The organism is Pedobacter immunditicola (assembly GCF_037482985.1).
Classification (GTDB): domain Bacteria; phylum Bacteroidota; class Bacteroidia; order Sphingobacteriales; family Sphingobacteriaceae; genus Pedobacter; species Pedobacter immunditicola.
Map to the genome: position 1 here is coordinate 1 of NZ_JBBHKC010000016.1, position 19911 is coordinate 19911.

The 19911-nt window shown below is 40.1% G+C and carries 20 protein-coding genes; 15 read left to right on the plus strand and 5 right to left on the minus strand.

Going from position 1 to position 19911, the window contains the following annotated elements:
- Positions 1-40: 40 nt before the first annotated feature.
- On the minus strand, positions 41-622 hold the full coding sequence (locus WG905_RS19335) for a YciE/YciF ferroxidase family protein (RefSeq protein ID WP_339593410.1): 582 nt from the start codon (positions 620-622) through the stop codon (positions 41-43).
- A gap of 236 nt (positions 623-858) precedes the next feature.
- Between WG905_RS19335 and fabV the strand changes: the two genes are divergently transcribed.
- Entirely contained in the window at positions 859-2052 is a 1194-nt protein-coding gene (gene fabV, locus WG905_RS19340) for an enoyl-ACP reductase FabV (protein WP_339593411.1), read from the plus strand.
- A gap of 75 nt (positions 2053-2127) precedes the next feature.
- Complete coding sequence (locus WG905_RS19345; RefSeq protein WP_339593412.1) at positions 2128-2319, plus strand: cold-shock protein; 192 nt, start codon at positions 2128-2130, stop codon at positions 2317-2319.
- A gap of 76 nt (positions 2320-2395) precedes the next feature.
- Here WG905_RS19345 and WG905_RS19350 read toward each other — a convergent pair whose 3' ends face one another.
- Positions 2396-2644 (minus strand): isoleucyl-tRNA synthetase, encoded by a 249-nt coding sequence (locus tag WG905_RS19350; RefSeq protein WP_339593413.1) that lies wholly within the window; start codon positions 2642-2644, stop codon positions 2396-2398.
- 278 nt (positions 2645-2922) lie between these two features.
- Here WG905_RS19350 and ileS point away from each other — a divergent pair, with 278 nt between their 5' ends.
- From ileS to WG905_RS19385, 7 genes are all read left to right on the plus strand, one after another.
- Entirely contained in the window at positions 2923-6318 is a 3396-nt protein-coding gene (gene ileS / locus WG905_RS19355) for an isoleucine--tRNA ligase (protein WP_339593414.1), read from the plus strand.
- 5 nt (positions 6319-6323) lie between these two features.
- Complete coding sequence (locus tag WG905_RS19360; RefSeq protein WP_339593415.1) at positions 6324-6707, plus strand: TraR/DksA family transcriptional regulator; 384 nt, start codon at positions 6324-6326, stop codon at positions 6705-6707.
- Positions 6707-7309 (plus strand): lipoprotein signal peptidase, encoded by a 603-nt coding sequence (locus WG905_RS19365; RefSeq protein ID WP_339593416.1) that lies wholly within the window; start codon positions 6707-6709, stop codon positions 7307-7309. The genes WG905_RS19360 and WG905_RS19365 overlap by 1 nt, the downstream gene beginning before the upstream one ends.
- Before the next feature lie 88 nt (positions 7310-7397).
- A complete protein-coding gene (locus WG905_RS19370) occupies positions 7398-8096 on the plus strand; it encodes an SIMPL domain-containing protein (protein WP_339593417.1) in 699 nt (232 codons plus the stop codon).
- A 172-nt stretch (positions 8097-8268) separates the two neighbouring features.
- A complete protein-coding gene (locus WG905_RS19375) occupies positions 8269-8583 on the plus strand; it encodes a hypothetical protein (RefSeq protein ID WP_339593418.1) in 315 nt (104 codons plus the stop codon).
- A 126-nt stretch (positions 8584-8709) separates the two neighbouring features.
- Complete coding sequence (locus WG905_RS19380) at positions 8710-9273, plus strand: Crp/Fnr family transcriptional regulator (RefSeq protein WP_339593419.1); 564 nt, start codon at positions 8710-8712, stop codon at positions 9271-9273.
- Positions 9274-9343: 70 nt separating this feature from the next.
- Positions 9344-9670, plus strand: a complete 327-nt coding sequence (locus WG905_RS19385) for a DMT family transporter (protein WP_339593420.1) — start codon at positions 9344-9346, stop codon at positions 9668-9670.
- A 135-nt stretch (positions 9671-9805) separates the two neighbouring features.
- On the opposite strand, the gene serS is transcribed toward WG905_RS19385, so the two are convergent.
- Complete coding sequence (gene serS / locus WG905_RS19390) at positions 9806-11077, minus strand: serine--tRNA ligase (protein ID WP_339593421.1); 1272 nt, start codon at positions 11075-11077, stop codon at positions 9806-9808.
- A gap of 48 nt (positions 11078-11125) precedes the next feature.
- Between serS and rsmI the strand changes: the two genes are divergently transcribed.
- The 3 genes from rsmI to lnt are packed head-to-tail and all read left to right on the plus strand — an operon-like array spanning position 11126 to position 14133.
- Complete coding sequence (rsmI, locus tag WG905_RS19395; RefSeq protein ID WP_339593428.1) at positions 11126-11842, plus strand: 16S rRNA (cytidine(1402)-2'-O)-methyltransferase; 717 nt, start codon at positions 11126-11128, stop codon at positions 11840-11842.
- A 22-nt stretch (positions 11843-11864) separates the two neighbouring features.
- Entirely contained in the window at positions 11865-12497 is a 633-nt protein-coding gene (locus WG905_RS19400; RefSeq protein ID WP_339593422.1) for a PH domain-containing protein, read from the plus strand.
- A 4-nt stretch (positions 12498-12501) separates the two neighbouring features.
- Complete coding sequence (gene lnt, locus WG905_RS19405; protein WP_339593423.1) at positions 12502-14133, plus strand: apolipoprotein N-acyltransferase; 1632 nt, start codon at positions 12502-12504, stop codon at positions 14131-14133.
- Positions 14134-14159: 26 nt separating this feature from the next.
- On the opposite strand, the gene WG905_RS19410 is transcribed toward lnt, so the two are convergent.
- Positions 14160-15800, minus strand: coding sequence for an NAD+ synthase (locus WG905_RS19410; protein WP_339593429.1), 1641 nt, complete (start codon positions 15798-15800; stop codon positions 14160-14162).
- A 5-nt stretch (positions 15801-15805) separates the two neighbouring features.
- Positions 15806-16528, minus strand: a complete 723-nt coding sequence (locus WG905_RS19415; protein WP_339593424.1) for a porin family protein — start codon at positions 16526-16528, stop codon at positions 15806-15808.
- 209 nt (positions 16529-16737) lie between these two features.
- On the opposite strand from WG905_RS19415, the gene WG905_RS19420 reads away from it, so the two are divergent.
- From WG905_RS19420 to WG905_RS19430, 3 genes are all read left to right on the plus strand, one after another.
- Positions 16738-17478, plus strand: coding sequence for a CPBP family intramembrane glutamic endopeptidase (locus tag WG905_RS19420; RefSeq protein WP_339593425.1), 741 nt, complete (start codon positions 16738-16740; stop codon positions 17476-17478).
- Between the two features lie 65 nt (positions 17479-17543).
- Complete coding sequence (locus WG905_RS19425; protein ID WP_339593426.1) at positions 17544-18818, plus strand: alpha/beta hydrolase; 1275 nt, start codon at positions 17544-17546, stop codon at positions 18816-18818.
- A 263-nt stretch (positions 18819-19081) separates the two neighbouring features.
- A complete protein-coding gene (locus WG905_RS19430; protein WP_339593427.1) occupies positions 19082-19861 on the plus strand; it encodes a patatin-like phospholipase family protein in 780 nt (259 codons plus the stop codon).
- The last annotated feature ends 50 nt before the right edge of the window (positions 19862-19911 follow it).

The following is a 19911-nucleotide window of genomic DNA, read 5'->3' on the forward strand; positions in this document are numbered from 1 at the left end:
TGATAAGACAAGCCCTTTTGTTAATAATTTGTTTGGTAAATTACTCTTCTGCTGCTTGTTGATTAACAAAACTTTCGGCTACCTGAGTCAAAGCAACGTCTGTTGCCTTTTCATTATCCAAGGTTTGTTGTAATAATTCAACGACGTCAGTATGTCCCATGTTCTGCGCAAAAGTGCGGAGGGTACCGTAGGTAGCAATTTCATAATGTTCCACTTTCTGAGCAGCTAAAATTAATCCTGCATCCCTGATTAAAGTACCAGAATCGGTATCCTCAATAATACTCTCTGCTTCTGCAATCAATCCCTCCATTGCATCGCATTTTTTAGCGCTGGCTTTTTCGCCTAACAGTTCAAATACCTGCTCTAAAGTTTCGCAGTGCATTTGGGTTTCCTGGGTGTGCTTGTCGAATGCTGCTGCCAATTCAGGACTAGTAGCTGCCTTCTTCATTTTTGGTAAAGCTTTTACCAAATGTTTCTCTGCCCAGTAAATATCTTTCAACTCATCCACAAAGAACTTATGAAACTCAGAATTTTCCATTTTACCACTTTTTCCAGTAGGCTTGGAAGCTCCACTCGTTTTCGTTGCCGTTTTTGTGCCACTTGTTTTTGTTGTAGGTGCCATAATAATTTGCTTTTATAGGTTCTTGATTTGTTAACTATAACCTATTTTCATCAAGAAAGTTTGTCAAAAATTAAAAAATGTCGACTTATATTTTTTAAATCCAATTAAAAAACACTGACCATCAACACGTTGAGATTATTTACTTTTTCTCCCAATCAATTGATAAAAAACATTAGGTTTACGTTAATTTTGCAAATCGGTATTTTTATTTACTGTAGAATTATTAAAAACGTAATATGATAATTGTTCCAAAAACACGTGGTTTTATCTGTCTTACTTCCCATCCAAAAGGGTGTGAACAAAATGTAATCAATCAGATAGCATATGTAAAATCAAAAGGCCTTATTGAAGGCCCCAAAAAAGTACTGGTAATTGGCGCCTCCACCGGGTTCGGTTTGGCCTCAAGAATCACCAGTGCTTTTGGGTCAAATGCTGCTACCATAGGTGTATTTTTCGAAAAACCTGATGCACCAGGAAAACCTGGTTCTGCTGGCTGGTATAACACATCGGCTTTTGAACACCAGGCACAAGAAGCGGGCTTATATGCAAAAAGTATCAATGGAGATGCTTTTTCAAATGAAATCAAACAACAAACCATCGACCTGATTAAAGCTGACCTTGGACAGGTAGATCTGGTGATTTATAGTTTAGCATCGCCAAGAAGAACTGATCCAACAACTGATACTACTTATAATTCAGTTTTGAAGCCAATTGGCCAGACATTTTCTAATAAAACTGTAGATTTTCATACAGGAAATGTTTCTGAAATTTCCATTGACCCTGCTAACGAGGATGAAGTAGCAAGTACTGTGAAAGTAATGGGTGGTGAAGATTGGGAAATGTGGATCGACGCTTTAAAAGCAGCTGATCTGTTAGCACCAGGCGCTACCACAATTGCGTATTCTTATATAGGTCCGAAGCTTACGGAAGCAGTTTATCGCAAGGGCACAATCGGAATGGCGAAAGACCACCTGGAAGCGACAGCAACCAGCCTTGCTGAGAAATTGAAGGACATCAATGGCAGGGCTTTTATTTCGGTTAATAAAGCCCTGGTTACACAGGCCAGCTCGGCTATTCCTGTTATCCCTTTATACATCTCTCTATTATATAAAGTGATGAAAGAAGAGGGTATCCACGAAGGATGTATTGAGCAAATACAACGCTTATTTCAGGATCGTTTATATCAGAATGGAGAGATACCTTTAGATGAAAAAGGAAGGATCAGGATTGATGACCTCGAAATGAGAGCAGATGTACAGGCGAAAGTTGCGGAACTTTGGGCACAGGCAACCACAGAAACTTTACCTACCCTTGGAGACCTTGCAGGTTACCGTACAGATTTCTTTAATTTATTCGGTTTTGAAGTTCCAGGAGTAGACTATGAGGCAGATGTGAATGAGGTTGTAGAACTACCCGGACTACAAAAATAATTTATTTTCACAATAGATGCTGAGTTTCAAATAATTGTACTTACATTTGCAATTCAATTTTTTAATAACAATACAATGCAAGAAGGAATAGTAAAATTTTTTAATGAGTCTAAAGGTTTTGGTTTTATCGTACCAGCAGATGGTGGTGCAGAAATCTTTGTTCACTCAAGTGGCCTATTAGGCGAAATCCGTGAAAACGATAAAGTTTCTTACAATGAAGAACAAGGTCGTAAAGGATTAAATGCAGTAAATGTTCAAGTAATCTAAAGTTCCTTATTACATATATTGTAAAAACCGTCCTCCAAAAAGGGCGGTTTTTTCTATTTAAGACGTTTTTTTTAGCTTATTGTTCTACATCATCCGCTACCTGCTTGTCAGGATCGAGTTGTACCTTCCCTTCCTTATCTTTCCGCCCCAAAACTATCGGATACAAAAGCATCAGCGCCCCTACCATAAAGAGTAAACCCGCTGCCTCGAGCACATAAATACTGGAATCCATTTCTCGCATACTCATCACTTGATAGACCACCAAAGCGATGAAGCCGAAAATAAGAACAATAACTGCCTTCTGAAGTTTAAGTTTTTTAATCATGGTGCAATTTGTTTATTTTCCTTTTTTTAATTAAGCTAATAATAACAAATATTAATCCAATAACCTCTAGTATCATGCTGGCAACGATAATAGCGATGGTTGCAGCCATATTGGTATTCTTCAGAAACAGCGCTACGGGCATCAAAATTACTGCACCCAGCATGCATATCATCCCAATTTTCAGGTGTTTAGTCATAAAACAAATAAGCTGTAAAGCTACCATTTTCGATTCTAAAACGTTAACTTTGCAACCTTAATTTTTAAGGATACTGAATAAAATGTATAAGGAATTCAAACAACTGGAACTAGCTAAAATAGGTAAAGAAATACTTGATTTTTGGAAAGAGGAGAACATCTTTGAAAAAAGCATTTCTACCCGTTCTAAGGAGAACACATTTACATTTTATGAAGGCCCTCCATCAGCCAATGGAATGCCGGGAATTCACCACGTAATGGGCAGGGCCATTAAAGATATCTTTTGCCGCTACAAAACACTGAAGGGTTTTCAGGTGAAACGTAAAGGCGGATGGGATACCCATGGCTTGCCGATAGAACTTGCTGTAGAAAAGAAACTGGGCATTACCAAAGAAGATATTGGTAAAAAGATAACCGTTGAGCAATACAACGCTGCCTGCCGTGAGGAGGTGATGAAATACACTGATGTATGGAATGACCTGACCGAAAAGATGGGTTACTGGGTAGATCTTGATAACCCTTATATTACTTATGAAAATGAATATATGGAAAGCCTCTGGTGGATTCTGAAATCATTTTACGATAAGGGCCTTTTATACAAGGGTTATACCGTACAACCGTATTCGCCGGCTGCAGGTACAGGTTTAAGTTCTCATGAACTTAACCAGCCGGGCACCTACAAAATACTGAAGGACACCTCCATTACTGCGCAGTTTTTCTTGAAGAAAGATCAGGAACACCCTTTAATACCGGTGCTGTTCGATCGTGAAAATGAGGAAACAGCAATCCTGGCATGGACCACTACCCCATGGACTTTACCTTCCAATTGTGCTTTGGCTGTTGGCGAAAAGATCCGTTATGTAAAAATAAAAACTTTTAATCCTTATACCTATTTGCCGGTGAGTGTTGTACTGGCTCAGGAACTGGTAAATAAACACTTCAAAAAGGAAGCGAAAGATTTGTCTTTTGACGACTATAAAGGTGGCGACAAATTAATCCCATGGACCGTTGCTGCAGAATTTGGCGGCAAGGAACTGATTGGTTTACACTATCACCAGTTGATGAATTACGTAACCAATGATGATTTGGAGCAGAATGCCTTCCGGGTAATTCCGGGTGACTTCGTTACGACCGAAGATGGTACCGGTATTGTGCATACAGCCTCTATTTTTGGTGCAGACGACTTCAGGGTTGCCAAAGAAAACGGCGTCCCTTCGGTGTTGGTAAAAGACGCTAAAGGAAACGAAAGTCCGCTTGTGGATAAACAAGGTAAATTCGTTGCTGAAGTAACAGATTTTGCTGGCCGTTATGTTAAAGAAGAATATTATAGTGACGAAGAACGCAAAGAAGCTGATTTTAAACCAACTGATGTTTTAATCGCCATCAAGTTAAAAGAAGACAATAAAGCGTTTGACGTTAAAAAATATGAACACAGTTATCCTCACTGCTGGAGAACTGATAAACCCGTATTGTATTACCCCTTAGACAGCTGGTTCATTAAAACCACTGCCGTAAAGGATAAAATGGTGGCCCTGAACAAAACCATTAACTGGAAACCCGAAGCTACGGGTACCGGTAGGTTTGGTAACTGGCTTGAAAACCTGGTAGACTGGAACCTTTCCCGCTCGCGGTATTGGGGAACGCCTTTGCCAATATGGCGTACCAAGGATGGTGAAGAAGAAAAATGCATCGGCTCGCTGGCAGAACTGAACGCGGAAATTAAAAAATCTGTGGAAGCCGGTTTTATGGAGGCATCTTTTGAGTTGAAAGATATGCACCGCCCTTATGTGGATGATGTGATCTTGACTTCGCCTAAAGGGGAAAGAATGATCAGGGAATTGGATTTAATTGATGTCTGGTTTGATAGCGGCGCCATGCCTTATGCACAGTGGCATTTCCCTTTTGAAAACCAAGAGGCCTTCGAAAGTGCTTATCCCGCCGACTTTATTGCCGAGGGTGTAGACCAAACACGTGGCTGGTTCTTTACTTTACACGCCATAGCAGTGATGCTCAGTGAAACCAGTGATGAAATTAAAGCAATCAACGAAAGAGTTGGCAACCCCGGTATTGCATTTAAAAACGTAGTTTCCAACGGACTGGTACTTGATAAAAATGGCAACAAAATGTCTAAACGTTTAGGCAATGGTGTTGATCCTTTCAGTACAATCGAAACTTATAGTGCAGATGCGACCAGGTGGTATATGATCAGCAATGCCTCTCCATGGGACAACCTGAAGTTTAACATGGACGGCCTGGATGAAGTGCGCAGAAAATTCTTCGGCACCCTTTATAATACGTATGCCTTTTTTGCTTTGTATGCAAACATTGACCAGTTCAGCATTGATGCAGCTAATGAAACACCGGTAACAGAAAGAAGTGAGCTGGACAGGTGGATTTTATCGCTGTTGCAAAACCTGATCAGCGAAGTTGATGAAAGCTATAACACTTATGAGCCGACCAAAGCGGCAAGAGCCATACAAACTTTTGTTGATGAGCACCTGAGCAATTGGTATATCCGTTTATCGCGCCGCCGTTTCTGGAAAGGTGAGATGACTGCCGACAAAAAAGCAGCCTATGAAACGTTGTATACTTGCTTAACGAGTATTTCACAATTGATGTCACCTATTGCACCATTTTTTGCCGACTGGCTTTATCAGAACCTGACAACCGGCGCCAAATCTGCAGCCGTGGAATCGGTACACCTTACCTTCTGGAAAGAGGCTGACAAAACGTTAGTAGACACGGAATTAAATGAACGGATGGAGCTTGCACAAAGTATTTCATCGATGGCATTGTCCTTACGTAAAAAAAGCAGTATCAATGTGCGCCAGCCCTTAGCCAAAATTTTATTGCCTGTTCTTGATGAAAGGTTTGCGGAAAAGGTAGAATTAGTGAAAGAATTGATACTTTCTGAAACTAACATTAAAAATATTGAGTACATTAGGGACACAGCCGGCTTTATAAAGAAAAAAATTAAACCTAACTTTAAAACCCTTGGTCCAAAAGTTGGTAAAGACATGAAGCTGGTAGCGGAAATCATCAATAATTTAAACCAGGAGCAATTAGCAGCATTTGAAATCAAAGGAGAGATGGAAATTCCGGATACGGAATACCTGATTCAATTGAGCGATGTGGACATCATTGCGGAAGATATACCGGGTTGGCAAGTGACGAACCTTGGGAACCTTACAGTAGCACTTGATGTAACCATCACGGATGAACTGAAACAGGAAGGCCTATCAAGGGAACTAATTAACCGCATTCAGAATTTAAGAAAGGAATTAAATTTTGAAGTTACAGATCGTATAACGGTTACTTTACAAAAGGATAACCTGATTACAAGCGCTGCAGAACAAAATAAATTATACATTTGCTCGGAAATTCTGGCAGATGATCTTATTATAACAGAAAATATTGATATGGGAAACAAAATCGTTATTGATGATGTTGAACTACTAATTTCGATAGAAAAACAATAATTATTATGGAAAACACCACAAAAACAAGGTATTCAGATAACGAATTAAAAGAGTTTAAAGACCTGATCAATGAAAAATTGAGAATGGCAAAAGAAGAGTTTCTTTCTTTAACCAATTCTTTGAGTAGTCCGAATTCAAATGGAACTGAAGATACTTCAGGAACTTACAAAACCCTGGAAGATGGCTCAGCAACTTTAGAGAAGGAACAAATCAATCAATTGGCTGCCCGTCAAAAGAAGTTTATTGAAAACCTTGAAGCTGCATTGGTTCGTATTGAAAACAAAACTTACGGAATTTGCAGGGAAACCGGCAAACTTATTCAAAAAGAACGTCTTCGTGCAGTACCACACGCTACCTTAAGTATGGAAGCTAAATTGAAGCAGGCATAATGAAAGGCTATACAAAACCTTTATTGCTTATCTTCTTCATCCTTATTGTTGACCAGGTTTCTAAAGTCTGGATAAAAACAAACATGTACCTGGGACAGGAATTTAAGATTTTAGGCGACTGGTTCATTATCCACTTTACAGAAAACAATGGTATGGCCTTTGGGCTGGAATTTGGTGGTGAATTTGGTAAACTTTCTTTGTCTCTGTTCAGAATAGTTGCTGTAGCGGGAATTGGTTATGGTTTACATTACCTTATCCAGAAAAAATACCATAGAGGTTTAATATTAAATGTAGCAATGATATTTGCCGGTGCTTTAGGGAATATCATTGATTCAGTATTCTATGGAAAAATATGGAATTACGCGGGTTTGTTTCATGGTCGCGTAGTTGATATGTTTTACTTTCCGATCCTGGAAGGCGTATTTCCTACCTGGCTCCCGATCTGGGGTGGCGAAGACTATATTTTCTTCAGGCCGGTGTTCAACGTTGCTGATGCAGCCATCTCTGTAGGGGTGATTTTAATCCTTGTTTTCCAGAATACTTATTTTAAGGAAGAGATCGTTGAAGAAATAGGCCCTAATAATGAGGTCGTTGAGGAATAAATCTAGGAATTAACTTTCAAGAATGTGGATTTGGTATGATATTTTCATCTCTATGTATATATCATATCAAACACACAAAACAAATACTATGAAAAGATTAGTTGCCCTTGCCTTCGTTGCCTTATTTAGTATGAGCGCAATGGCCCAACAGGTTGATTTACGTAAAAAGATCAGCGTTAGTGGAAATGCAGAAGCCGAAGTTACGCCTGATATTATTTACTTGAGTATATCCTTAAAAGAATACCTGAAAGATAATAACAGTAAAAAAAGAGTTGACATCACCACCTTAGAAAACCAATTGTTCAATGCCGTTCAAAAAGCTGGAATTCCTAAGGAGAATTTAATGATTAACAACCTTTCCAGTTACAACATGGTAACAGAGAAAAAGAAAAATCCTGAATTTCTGGTGAGCAAACAGTATCGTTTAAAAGTGACTGACTTAAATAAATGGAATGCAATTATGGCATCCATTGACCCTAAGGGTATCTCTTACACTAATATTGAGAGTTATGACTATTCGAAACTGGAAGCTTTAAAGAAAGAATTGAAAATTAAGGCTTTGCAGGCCGCTCAAGAAAAAGCGACCTATATGGTTGGCGCTTTGGGAAATAAGTTAGGCAGTGTGCTCGACATACAGGAAATTAACAATGAAACGTTTCCACAGCAAAACTACCGCTCCAATATGATGATGAAAGCATCAGCTGATCTTGCCGAATCTGCTCCGGAAATCGACTTCAAGAAAATTAAGTTGAATTATGTAGTGAATACCATATTCGAAATCTTGTAATTGCTCAGAACACTATACAGTTTTCGTTGTGAACAAGGATAATTCCTCAGCCTATTTATTGCGATCTGAAAGGTAAGTAGCTAAAACAAAATACATTAGCATTACAATAATGAAACCTACCAAATTATTGGTAGGTTTTTTGTTATTAGAGTAAAAACAAATAAGAAAGATTATGAAAAAATTAATTTACTCCCTGACGCTAGTGTTTATGTTAGGCATCTCCGCTAACCCGGTAATGGCTGCTGGTAACAAAGACAAAAATAAGACAGAATTAACAGCAGAACAAAAGGTTCAATTCGAAAGAATTACTAACCGTGTTGAAGAGATCAGAAACATGGACAAATCTGATATGTCCAGAGCTGATAAAAAAGAATTACGTAAAGAACTAAAAGAAATGAAAAATCAAGCACGTGCCATGAATGGTGGTGTTTATCTTTCTGTTGGTGCAATTATCATTATTATATTATTATTGATCCTTATCTTGTAAGAACAGGGATTTTTAACTAAAATGGGGCTGATCAGATGATGATCAGCCCCATTTTTTATGGGAACATTATTTAAGAAATCGAATCGTACAGGCATCAGCGGAAAGCAGAATCATTAATTTTAATAAATGGATATAGACGAGATCATTGGTAAGTTATATGAACTGCCTGAACAGTCAAAGGCAGAACTGATAGCCTGTATTACAGAAGTTGTCTACCCTAAAGGTCATATCTTATTAAAAGCAGACAAAATAGAAACAGACGTCTATTTTATCAAAAAGGGTATCGTTCGGGCATATGCCAATAATAAAGAGCATCAGGTCACTTTTTGGTTTGGTAAAGAGGGCGATACTGTACTTTCAATGAAAAGCTATGTTGCCAATGAGAAAGCCTATGAGGATATAGAACTACTTGAAAACAGCGAGTTATATAGGTTAGAGACCAGATTGTTGAAAAACTTGTTTGCTACGGATATACACCTGGCTAACTGGGGAAGGAAGCTTGCAGAGCAGGAGCTGATTAAAACAGAAGAAAGGCTGATCTCCATGCAATTTAAAACAGCCATGGAACGCTACAAGGAACTGATCAAAATTAATCCTGATCTGTTGCAAAGGGTACAATTAGGCTATATCGCTTCTTATCTGGGGATAACACAGGTAAGTTTAAGCAGACTAAGGGCAGACCTCAGGTAAATAATTTCATTTTTTATCATTTGTAAAATATTCTTTCAAGCCAGTTAACGACATTTGCAGAAAAAAAAAGATGAATTGGATTATTTTAGTTATTGCCGGTCTGTTTGAAGTAGCTTTCGCCTCCTGCCTTGGCAAGGTAAAAGAAACCAGTGGCAGTGAAATGTACTGGTGGTTTTGCGGATTCCTGGTTGCCTTGATGATTAGTATGGGACTACTCATTAAAGCTACACAGACCTTGCCTATCGGTACAGCTTATGCCGTTTGGACAGGCATTGGCGCAGTAGGTACTGTTATCGTTGGCATTCTGGTATTCAAAGATCCTGTGAGTTTTTGGCGTATTTTCTTCATCACCACCTTGATAGGTTCTGTTGTTGGTTTGAAGTTTGTTTCCAATTAAATATCGATTTCACTTGAACAATTGAGCACCAGCATTCGAAGCCTCATCCTGCTGTTAAATGTTAGGTAGTAAAAACCAAAAAACCTGTATCATGATTTATGATACAGGTTTATATTTTTAATTTGTATATCAGGATTAATCAATGATATCAAAGCCGGTATATTTTACCAAAGCTGCCGGAATTTTAATACCCTCAGGTGTTTGATAATTCTCCAAAATGGAAGCTACAATTCTTGGCAAAGCCAAAGCACTTCCATTCAGCGTATGAGCAAGCTGTGTTTTGCCTGTTGCTCCTTTAAATCTTAACTTAAGGCGGTTACTTTGATAAGTTTCAAAATTGGAAACAGAAGACACCTCTAACCAGCGTTGCTGTGCGGCACTCCAAACCTCCATGTCATAAGTCATCGCGGCAGTAAAGCCCATATCGCCACCACATAAGCGCAGCACACGGTAATGTAAACCCAGTTCCTGTAATAGGGACTGCACATAAGTACTCATTCCTTCCAGTATTTCATAGGATTGATCAGGATGAGCAATTTGCACCACTTCCACTTTATCAAATTGGTGCAGGCGGTTTAAGCCACGCACATGGGCACCGTATGAACCAGCCTCCCTGCGGAAACATGGCGTATAAGCACAGTTCTTAACAGGAAGCTCCTCTTCCTTCAAAATGACATCGCGATATAAATTAGTCACGGGAACTTCTGCTGTAGGAATTAAATAAAGATTATCAACCGTAGAATGATACATCTGTCCTTCTTTATCCGGCAACTGTCCGGTACCAAAACCAGAAGCTTCGTTCACCAGGTGCGGAACCTGCATTTCCCTGTATCCCTGCGCAGTGGCATGGTCCAGGAAGAAGTTGATTAAAGCCCTTTGTAATTTTGCCCCTTTACCTTTATAAACTGGAAAACCAGCGCCGGTAATTTTAGTGCCAAGTTCAAAATCAATGATATCATATTTAGAAGCCAGCTCCCAGTGTGGCAGCGCCTGTTCATTTAATACAGCAGGTTCACCATGCACATACACCACTTCATTTTCTTCTGGCGTAGAACCGGCTTTAACAAGCTCATACGGAAGGTTGGGCAGCTGAACCAATAAGTTATGCAGCTGTTGCTCTGCAGCCGCCAAACGCTCTGAAAGCGGCTTGATTTTTTCTTTATTTGCCGTGGTTTCTAATTTCAAGGCATCAGCTTCAGCCTTTTTGCCATTACGCATCAGTTCACCGATCTGCTTTGCACTTGCATTTGCTATAGCCGAAAGATTATCCAAGGAAGTTTGTGTTTGTTTACGATCATTATCTAACTCGATAATTTCATCAACCAGCTCGGTCTGTTTGAAATTGCGGACACCTAAGCGTTCTAAAACTTTCTCTCTATTTTCACGGATATAGTTAACTTGCAGCATTATTTATATATTTTGAACAAAGATAACAAGAGTTTGGAGACACTGAACATGGATGGTAAACTATTTCTTGTTCCGACACCGATCGGTAACCTGGAAGATATGACTTTCAGGGCCATCAGGGTATTGAAAGAAGCAGACATCATATTAGCAGAGGATACACGCACCAGTGCTCCCTTGTTAAAGCACTTTGGGATAGACAAAAAAGCCTATTCCCATCACCAGCACAACGAGCATAAAGCCACTTCAGAGATCATTAGATTTCTGAAGGAAGGGAAAAAGGTTGCTTTAATATCAGATGCCGGCACACCAGCCATCTCCGATCCGGGGTTTTACTTGGTGAGGGAAGTCATCAAAAACGACCTTGAAGTGGAATGCCTACCTGGTGCCACTGCATTTGTACCTGCATTGGTGAACTCCGGACTTCCGGCAGATTCCTTTGTGTTTGAGGGCTTTTTACCAGTAAAAAAAGGCCGGCAAACCCGCATGAAGAAACTGGCAGAAGAAGAAAGGACCATCATTTTATATGAAAGTCCACACCGCCTTTTAAAAACCCTGGAAGAATTCAGCCAGTTTTTCGGGGAAGACCGACAAGCCTCTGTGAGCAGGGAACTGACCAAGCTGTACGAAGAAACCGTAAGAGGTACACTTGCTGAGATAAAATCACATTTTGAAAACAATATTTTAAAAGGAGAATTTGTAATTTGTGTGGCCGGTAAACCGGAAGGTAAAAAATCAAAAGCCGATAAACCGGATTATAAAAAATAATTAACCCTGACAATCCTGAAGCATGTTAATAGAGAGATTTTTAAACGAAGAGCAAGATCCTAAAACGATAGAAAAAGTATTGGGTAAATTAAAAGATTTACTGAGCAGTAATGAGGATATAATTTACATCGCAGTGCAAAAAAGACCTGCGGTTAACCTCCTTCCGGATTGTATTGCAGTGACCACAAAACGTATCTTTTATTGTGAGCCAGCAAACTTTGGCATCACGATGAACTTCAAGGACATCTCCTGGAAAAGTATTAAAGAAGTGTCATTTAAGGAAGAATTCTTTGGTTCAAAATTTATTTGTGTACCGCAGCATGGTGAAAACCTGGTTACAGAATTTATCCCAAAAGTTCAGGCCCGTAAATTATACCAGGCCGCTAAAGAGCAATTAGATCACTATCATGAAGAAGTCCGTAGCATTGAAAAGGACGAAAAACAACTTACAGAAAACTTCGCTTTTGTTGAAGAAGCCATAGAAATCCCTGCGCCGGTACAAGAGTCATTGCCAGCGCCTCCTCCCACTGTATTGGAAGAGCCAGAAGATGAAACCACCCTTAAATTGAGAAAGTTAAAAACTTTATTCGATAAACAATTGATCACATTAGAAGAATACGAAGCTAAAAAAGCAAGTATCTTAGAAAGTTTTTAACTAAATGAATTCCAAAAATATTACCCTACTTGCTTTATTAAGTGCCTTTATCCTATGGCTGGCCTGGCCACCCATCCCCTACACCACCCCCCTGTTACTAATAGGGTTGGTTCCATTACTATTGGCTATCGACAAAATTAAAAACAGTCAGCTGGCAGAAAAGGGGAAGCAAGTGTTTTTAACTGCAGGTATTACTTTCTTTGTGTGGAATACCTCCTGCATTTACTGGGTATATAATGCCATTAATGCAGGCAATAATGCGGTAGTTTCTTTACTGGTATCCCTCATCCCTTTTGGCTTGGGTGCATTGCTGATGACCTTTGCCTTCTGGCTTTATTACCGGTTAAGTTCATTTGCTTCCAAAAAAATAGCTTATGCTGGGCTGCTCAGCTTTTATATCGCCATGGAGTACCTGCATCAATCCTGGGACCTCAACTTCCCATGGATGACTTTGGGCAACGGCTTTTCTGGAATGCACCAGCTTGTCCAATGGTATGAATATACCGGAGTTTACGGGGGTTCAGTATGGATTATACTCAGTAACATTTTCGCATTTGAAGCTTATAAAGCTTTTAAAACACAAAAAGCCTATTTAAGATACCGCTCTACGCTGGTATGGGCATTCGTTGTGATTGTCCCTGCGGCAATTTCACTGACCCGGTATAACAACTATAAAGAAAATGCACGTCCGGTAAATGTGGTGGTGGTACAACCCAATATAGACCCTTATCAGAAATTTGGAAGTATAAGTCCGGCAGAGCAGTTGAATGTGCTTACCAAATTATCTGACTCCATAGCCCAACCCAATACAGAATATTTTTTCTGGCCTGAAACTGCCTTGCCAACCTATAGCAACGAAGACCATATCCGCAGCAGTGGTGAGTTTCAAGCTTTACAACAATTCATCAAGAACTATCCTAACGGATCCTTAATTACAGGATTGGAATCAGTAAAAACCTATAACAGCCCAAAAACCATCAGTGCCCAGCTAGATCCAAATACAGGGCTCTATATTGATCACTTCAATGCAGCCATGCAGATTGAAAACTCGGCCGATGTGCAGTTTTATCATAAATCCAAACTCGTACCGGGGGTAGAAAAAATGCCTTTTCCTGCAGCGATGACCATTTTAAAACCCGTGTTTGCTCAATTGGGTGGCACCGTGAGTGGCTGGGGATGGCAGGAAGAGCCAGGTGTTTTTTACGCCTACAGTGGCATTGGCGTGGCACCGGTGATCTGTTATGAATCATTGTGGGGCGACTGGATCGGTGAAGCGGTAAAATCTGGCGCACAGTTCATCGCTATCATCACCAATGATGGCTGGTGGGGCAATACTTCAGGAAAAGACCAGCACTTCTTATATGCTAAATTAAGGGCTATTGAAAACCGCAGGTGGGTGGCAAGATCAGCTAATACAGGTATATCAGGGTTTATTAATCAAAAAGGTGATGTGACACAACAAAGTGGGTGGTGGACAAGGACCGCGCTAAAAGAAGATATCAACTTAAACGATGAAATTACTTTTTATACCAAAAACGGTGATTTGATTGCAAAGCTGCTTTGCATTACTTCGTTGGTCTTTGCTTTAATCATCCCCTATAAACGCTGGAAAACTAAGGCAAAGACCGCGGTATAAACTTGTTAAAGAAGCTTTATGATTATTTAAGACAGGTATTTCCCTACGATAGGCATTCTTCTGCCCATTCCAAAAGCTTTGGGAGATACGCGTAATATGGGTGGGGTTTGATAACGTTTAAATTCTGCCCTGTTTACCATTTTAATGACGCGACGTACCAAAGCTTCATCGAAGCCCTGCGCTATAATGGCTCCAGAACTTTTACGCAATTCAATATACTGGAATAATATAGTATCCAGGGTATCGTAATCCGGCAAAGAATCAGAATCCATCTGACCCGGTCTTAGCTCGGCCGATGGCGGTTTGACCACTGTATTTTTAGGGATGACCTCCCCGTCTTTATTGATATAGTCTGTCAGCTGGTAGATCTGTGTTTTGTAAACATCCCCTATTACGCCAATGGCACCGCACATATCACCATATAATGTGCCATAACCTACAGCACACTCGCTTTTATTGGAGGTGTTCAATAAGATGTATCCGAATTTGTTGGACATCGCCATTACGACAATTCCGCGGCAACGTGCCTGGATATTTTCTTCGGCAATGTTAAAAGGTAAGCCTTTAAAGGCAGGTGCCAACATCTCGTCAAAAGCATCGGCAGCAGCTGCAATGGCAATGACTTCATGCATACAGCCTGTATTTTTCACTAAATCAAGGGCATCCTGGATAGAATGATCAGAAGAATATTTTGAAGGCATGAGTACAGCCATCACATTTTCAGGGCCCAGTGCACGACAAGCCAGGGCACAAACGATGGCCGAGTCGATACCACCGGACAAGCCCAGGACAGCCTGTTTAAAACCAGACTTCTCAAAATAATCTTTGATGCCTAAAACCAGCGCATCATGGATTTGCGCAATATCAGGCGCTACTTCCCTGACAATGGGCAGCAAACCTTGAATTTTCCGATCTGCAATTTCATAGATCCGCAGCTCCTCCTCAAAGTAGGCCATTTCATCCAGTACATTACCTTCAGCATCAAATACCAGGGAACCGCCGTCAAAGATGATCTCTGTTTGTGCCCCCACCTGGTTAACATATAACAAGGGAAGCTGGTATTTTCTAGCGTTACCCGACAACACATTTATACGCTCGTCATCATGGATATAAGAAAATGGGGACGCAGCGATATTGATCATCACATCAGGCTGCTGAAGGATCAGCTGATCCATTGGATTAGCGACATAGAGGGGATTGGTGTTGATGTTCCAAAGATCCTCGCAAATGGTCAGTGCGATCCGCTGTCCTTTAAAATCGATACATTGAAATGAAGTACCAGGTTCGAAATAACGGTATTCATCAAAGACATCATAATTCGGCAGCAATGCTTTTTTAGCAACGGCCTTCACCTTACCCTCTTCTATAAAATAGGCAGCATTATAAAGGTCCTTTCCAGCAATTTGCTCATTCTTTACCGGTAAACCGATGATGCAGGCAATGCCCATACAATGACTTGCAATCTGCTGGGCAGCAGCCTCGCACAGGTCAATAAACTCTTCAAATTCCAGGAAATCACGCGGTGGATAACCACAAACCGCTAATTCAGCAAAAACAACCAGGTCTGCCCCCTTTGTTTTGGCCAGGTTGATGTGGTCAATAATCTTCTGGGTATTGGATTCAAAATTTCCAATATGGTAATTTAACTGGGCAAGTGCTATATTCATACTCATTAGAAGAATACCCCAAAATTAATGCCGAGGTAATTGTTTTTTACCGAACGGTTCTGATCTTTTACGATGTTCGTGAAGCCATTATTATAAGTTAACCCAACGGTAATGCTGGTGCGGCTATCGATATCAAACTCACCCCCGGCCCCCAAGATTAACCCTGCGCGGTAAAACTTAGTATAATCACTTATATTTCTGTCTTCTGCAATTGACCTGCCATTGAATTCAGCATCCTGTTTAGCACTAAGATTAAAATTGTTTGAGAAACCAAATTGACCATACCAGATGATATCACTTATTTTATTGGTTTTTAGTTTAACAGTAAAAGGCAACTCTAAATATTGCAGTTTATATTTAAGGTCGTAGGCCGCAGGATCAGTAGAAGAATTATCATGGTATAAATCCGGATTGATTTCCGTGCTCTTTCCATTAATGGTGGTAACCGTCAAACCGGTGGCAAAGCTATAATTTTCAGCGAAATTAAAATCTGCCAGTAAACCATAAGAAAAGCCCATGCTAAGTCCATTGCTTTTGCCGTCTTCAGGCTTTAACCAGCCAAAGTTTGGATGTGCTGTTAAACCGAGCCTGAACCCATAATCAGGTGCTGGATACTGCGCAAAAAGTGGAGTTGAAAAAATAAGTAAGAGTACTGCGATGATGGTTGATTTCATTTGTGTGTTATTTGTTTCAAAAGTGAAGACCCCATCTGGTACCGGAGGTTTCATTTTAATTAATATTAGAACTATAACGTTAAACGTGCCCAAATTTATCTATTTTTTCTATTTACTACCTCATTTCGTGTAATTGGATACACACATGACATTTTAATTGGGATTAAACGCTGATTTTTATCCTAGACCCGCTAATTATTGTGAGTAGTATGGCTAAAATTTTATAGCTTTAAGCCTTAGCGTGTCATCTCAAAAAAAATAAAATGCGCAGACAAATCTGGAAAAGCAGGTTGCTGTTGAAATGGCAATTTGGCCTTTTATTAATTTTACTTTTTGGAATTCCCAGGTTTATGTTGGTTTTGCAAGCTAATGTAACGGGGAACTACAACCTGATTCCGTTAATTTTTATATTGATGGCCTTAACACCTTATCTGCTTTTATCAAAAGACGGTAGATTTAATACAGGCATCAAAAAACCAGCTCACAATACCTGGTTGCTTTATTCCTTTATGATAGGAATCGGCATCTGCACCATCACTTTCATGCTTGCACATTTCTTATTCGACTATTCGACCGAGAATTGGTTTGTGTATATTTCAAACACTTATGCTGTGCCCACAACAGGGTTAACTTCTACAGGCCGGTTAATTTACTTCATCATCTATGCCCTTATTGGAATGACATTCAGTCCTGTTGGTGAAGAACTTTTTTACAGGGGCATTGTGCATGGTAGCTTTACAGACAAGTTTGGTGAGCATGGGGCTTCAATCATTGACAGCGCCGCCTTTGCATTGACCCATCTGGCACATTTTGGAATTGTTTATCTTTCGGGCACCTGGCAATTTTTGTTGGGACCTGCTTTGATATGGATGACGATGATTTATATAGCCGGCAGGCTTTTCTTTTTTTGTAAACAAAGATCGGGATCCATACTTGGTGCCATTTTATGTCATGCAGGTTTCAACTTGAGCATGATGTATTTTATATTTTATTACATCTTATAGCTACCTCTACACTGATGATCGCTTCAACCGCTGATGATCACTATATTACCTTTAACTAACAAGATATGAAAACCATATACCTCTCCTTACTATTTGCTTTAACCATACTGACAGTAAAAGCACAAAACGAAACCAATCCGACTGTTGAAAAATTCGCTCGGTTCTATAAAGCAAACCAAGCAGACAGCATTTTCAGTCTTTTTTCACCCCAGATGAAAGCAGCAATGAAGATTGAAAGTACAAAACAATTTCTGGCCCAGATAAATGGCCAGCTGGGAGCCGTCGTAAAAACACGCTTTGCAGGCTCTCCGGCAAGTGGTTTCTCAGCATACCTTTTAAGCTTTGAAAGACCTGTGATAGAGCTGGCTCTGATCATAAAGGACAATTTGATTGCAGGAGTTCAACAAAAAGCAGTGGATACAGTCAAAAATGAGCGTGCATTATTAGAAAGCCCTGATAATTTCTCCATAAACAACTCGATCGGTGACCTTTATGGCACGCTTACCTTGCCTAAGGCCGATGGCAAAGTGCCTGTTGTGTTGATGATTGGAGGCTCGGGGCCAACCGACAGGAACATGAACCAGGGGCAATCGTTAAAATCCAATTCCTTTTTAATGCTGGCCGAAGGCTTGGCTGCAAATGGAATTGCTTCCGTACGTTACGACAAAAGAGGTGTCGGCAAAAGCATTGCCGCACATCGATCGGCGGATATTAAACTGGGTGATTTTATCACTGATGCGGAGTTATTTGTTGCTAAACTAAAGGCGGATCCAAGATTTTCAAAGGTAATTGTGCTTGGTCATAGCGAGGGTGCTACCATTGGGTTAATGGCATCCCTTGCAACCAATCCTGATGCTTTTATATCTTTAAGCGGCGTTGGAAGTGACATCGCCGGCGTCATAAAAAAACAATTTAAAGCTTTAGCCAGTGCTGATGATTTTAAAATAGCGACAGAAGTATTAGACAGTTTAAAGGCCGACAAAATTGTCAATAGGAACTTGCCCCCTGCATTGTCGAGCTTATTCACGCCCTCATCACAGGCCTTTCTCATTTCGTCGATGAAGTATAATACGGCAAAGGAAATGGGTAAACTAAAAATACCTGTATTAATCGCTGGCGGCAGCACGGACCTCCAGGTTACTGTTGAAGAAGCACAATTACTTGCCGTGGCTAATCCTAAAGCCTTGTTGAAATTATTTAACGGGATGAATCATGTATTAAAGCAGGCACCTGCAGACCGAATGCTCAACCTTCAAACTTATAGCAACCCTGAACTTCCCTTACATAACGAACTCATCCCCTTTCTTGCGGGCTTTATTAATAAGATACCAAACCAATAGGATTAACGATCTCCTAATATTGCTCCGACTCCAGATAACATCGTGATGAAAAACAATAGCGCATAGTGGTACGTTGTATCACCACTGCCATTCATCTCAGTGATTATTTCATAAGATATGTCTAGAAAGTTTTTACCTCACCAGGGGTATACACGCACCAACGTTTATTTTACCTTTTTCAGCGATCGTCGGTTGGGCATTGACGAAAAAGACATTGTATTTTAAAAGAATTTGACCAAATTACACGCAAGAACAATTAGTATATGGCGAAAGTTGGTATCGTATTATCAGGAGGAGGCATCAGGGGTATCGCACATTTGGGCGTTTTAAAAGCGTTCATCAATGCGGGTATTTCTTTTAATCATATCAGCGGAACCAGTGCAGGTTCCATAGCAGGCGCATTTTACGCTGCCGGCATTGACCCGGAAGAAGGTCTAAACATTTTTATCAAAAGCAAATTACTGCGTTTCATCCGTCCTGCGGTAGGCAGCCTTGGTTTAATCAACCTGGAATACATAACACATCTATTTAAAGATTACTTTCCTGAAGACAGGATAGAAAAGTTAAATATACCGTTAACGATAGCCGCCACCAATTTTTCGGAGGGTAAGCTAGTGTACTTTAACGAGGGGCCATTAATTAAGGCTGTCCTTGCATCAAGTTGTATACCCGGCATTTTTAAACCAATTATCATTAAGGATCAAATGTATGTTGACGGCGGTGTTTTAAATAATTTCCCGATAGAACCCTTATTAACAAATTGTGACTTCATCATCGGCTCATCTTGCAATCATTTAAAAGCAGTAGATAAAATAAGCACTTTCAAAGCGCTGGTCGTGCGCTCAGTCATGATGTCAATCAATAAAGATATGGAGCAGAAAGCAGCTTTCTGCAATATTTTGATAGAACCAAAAGGCATGGGGGAATTCAGCACTTTTGACGCAAAAAAAGCGGAAACCATATACTGGCTTGCCTATGAGGAAACTTTAAAGACTATCCAGGGAAATGCCCTGTTGAAATCCCTTAAAGAACAGCAAGCTTAACAGGTAATCCTATTACCTCATCATTCCCAAAAGAAGAGCCTGTGACCGAA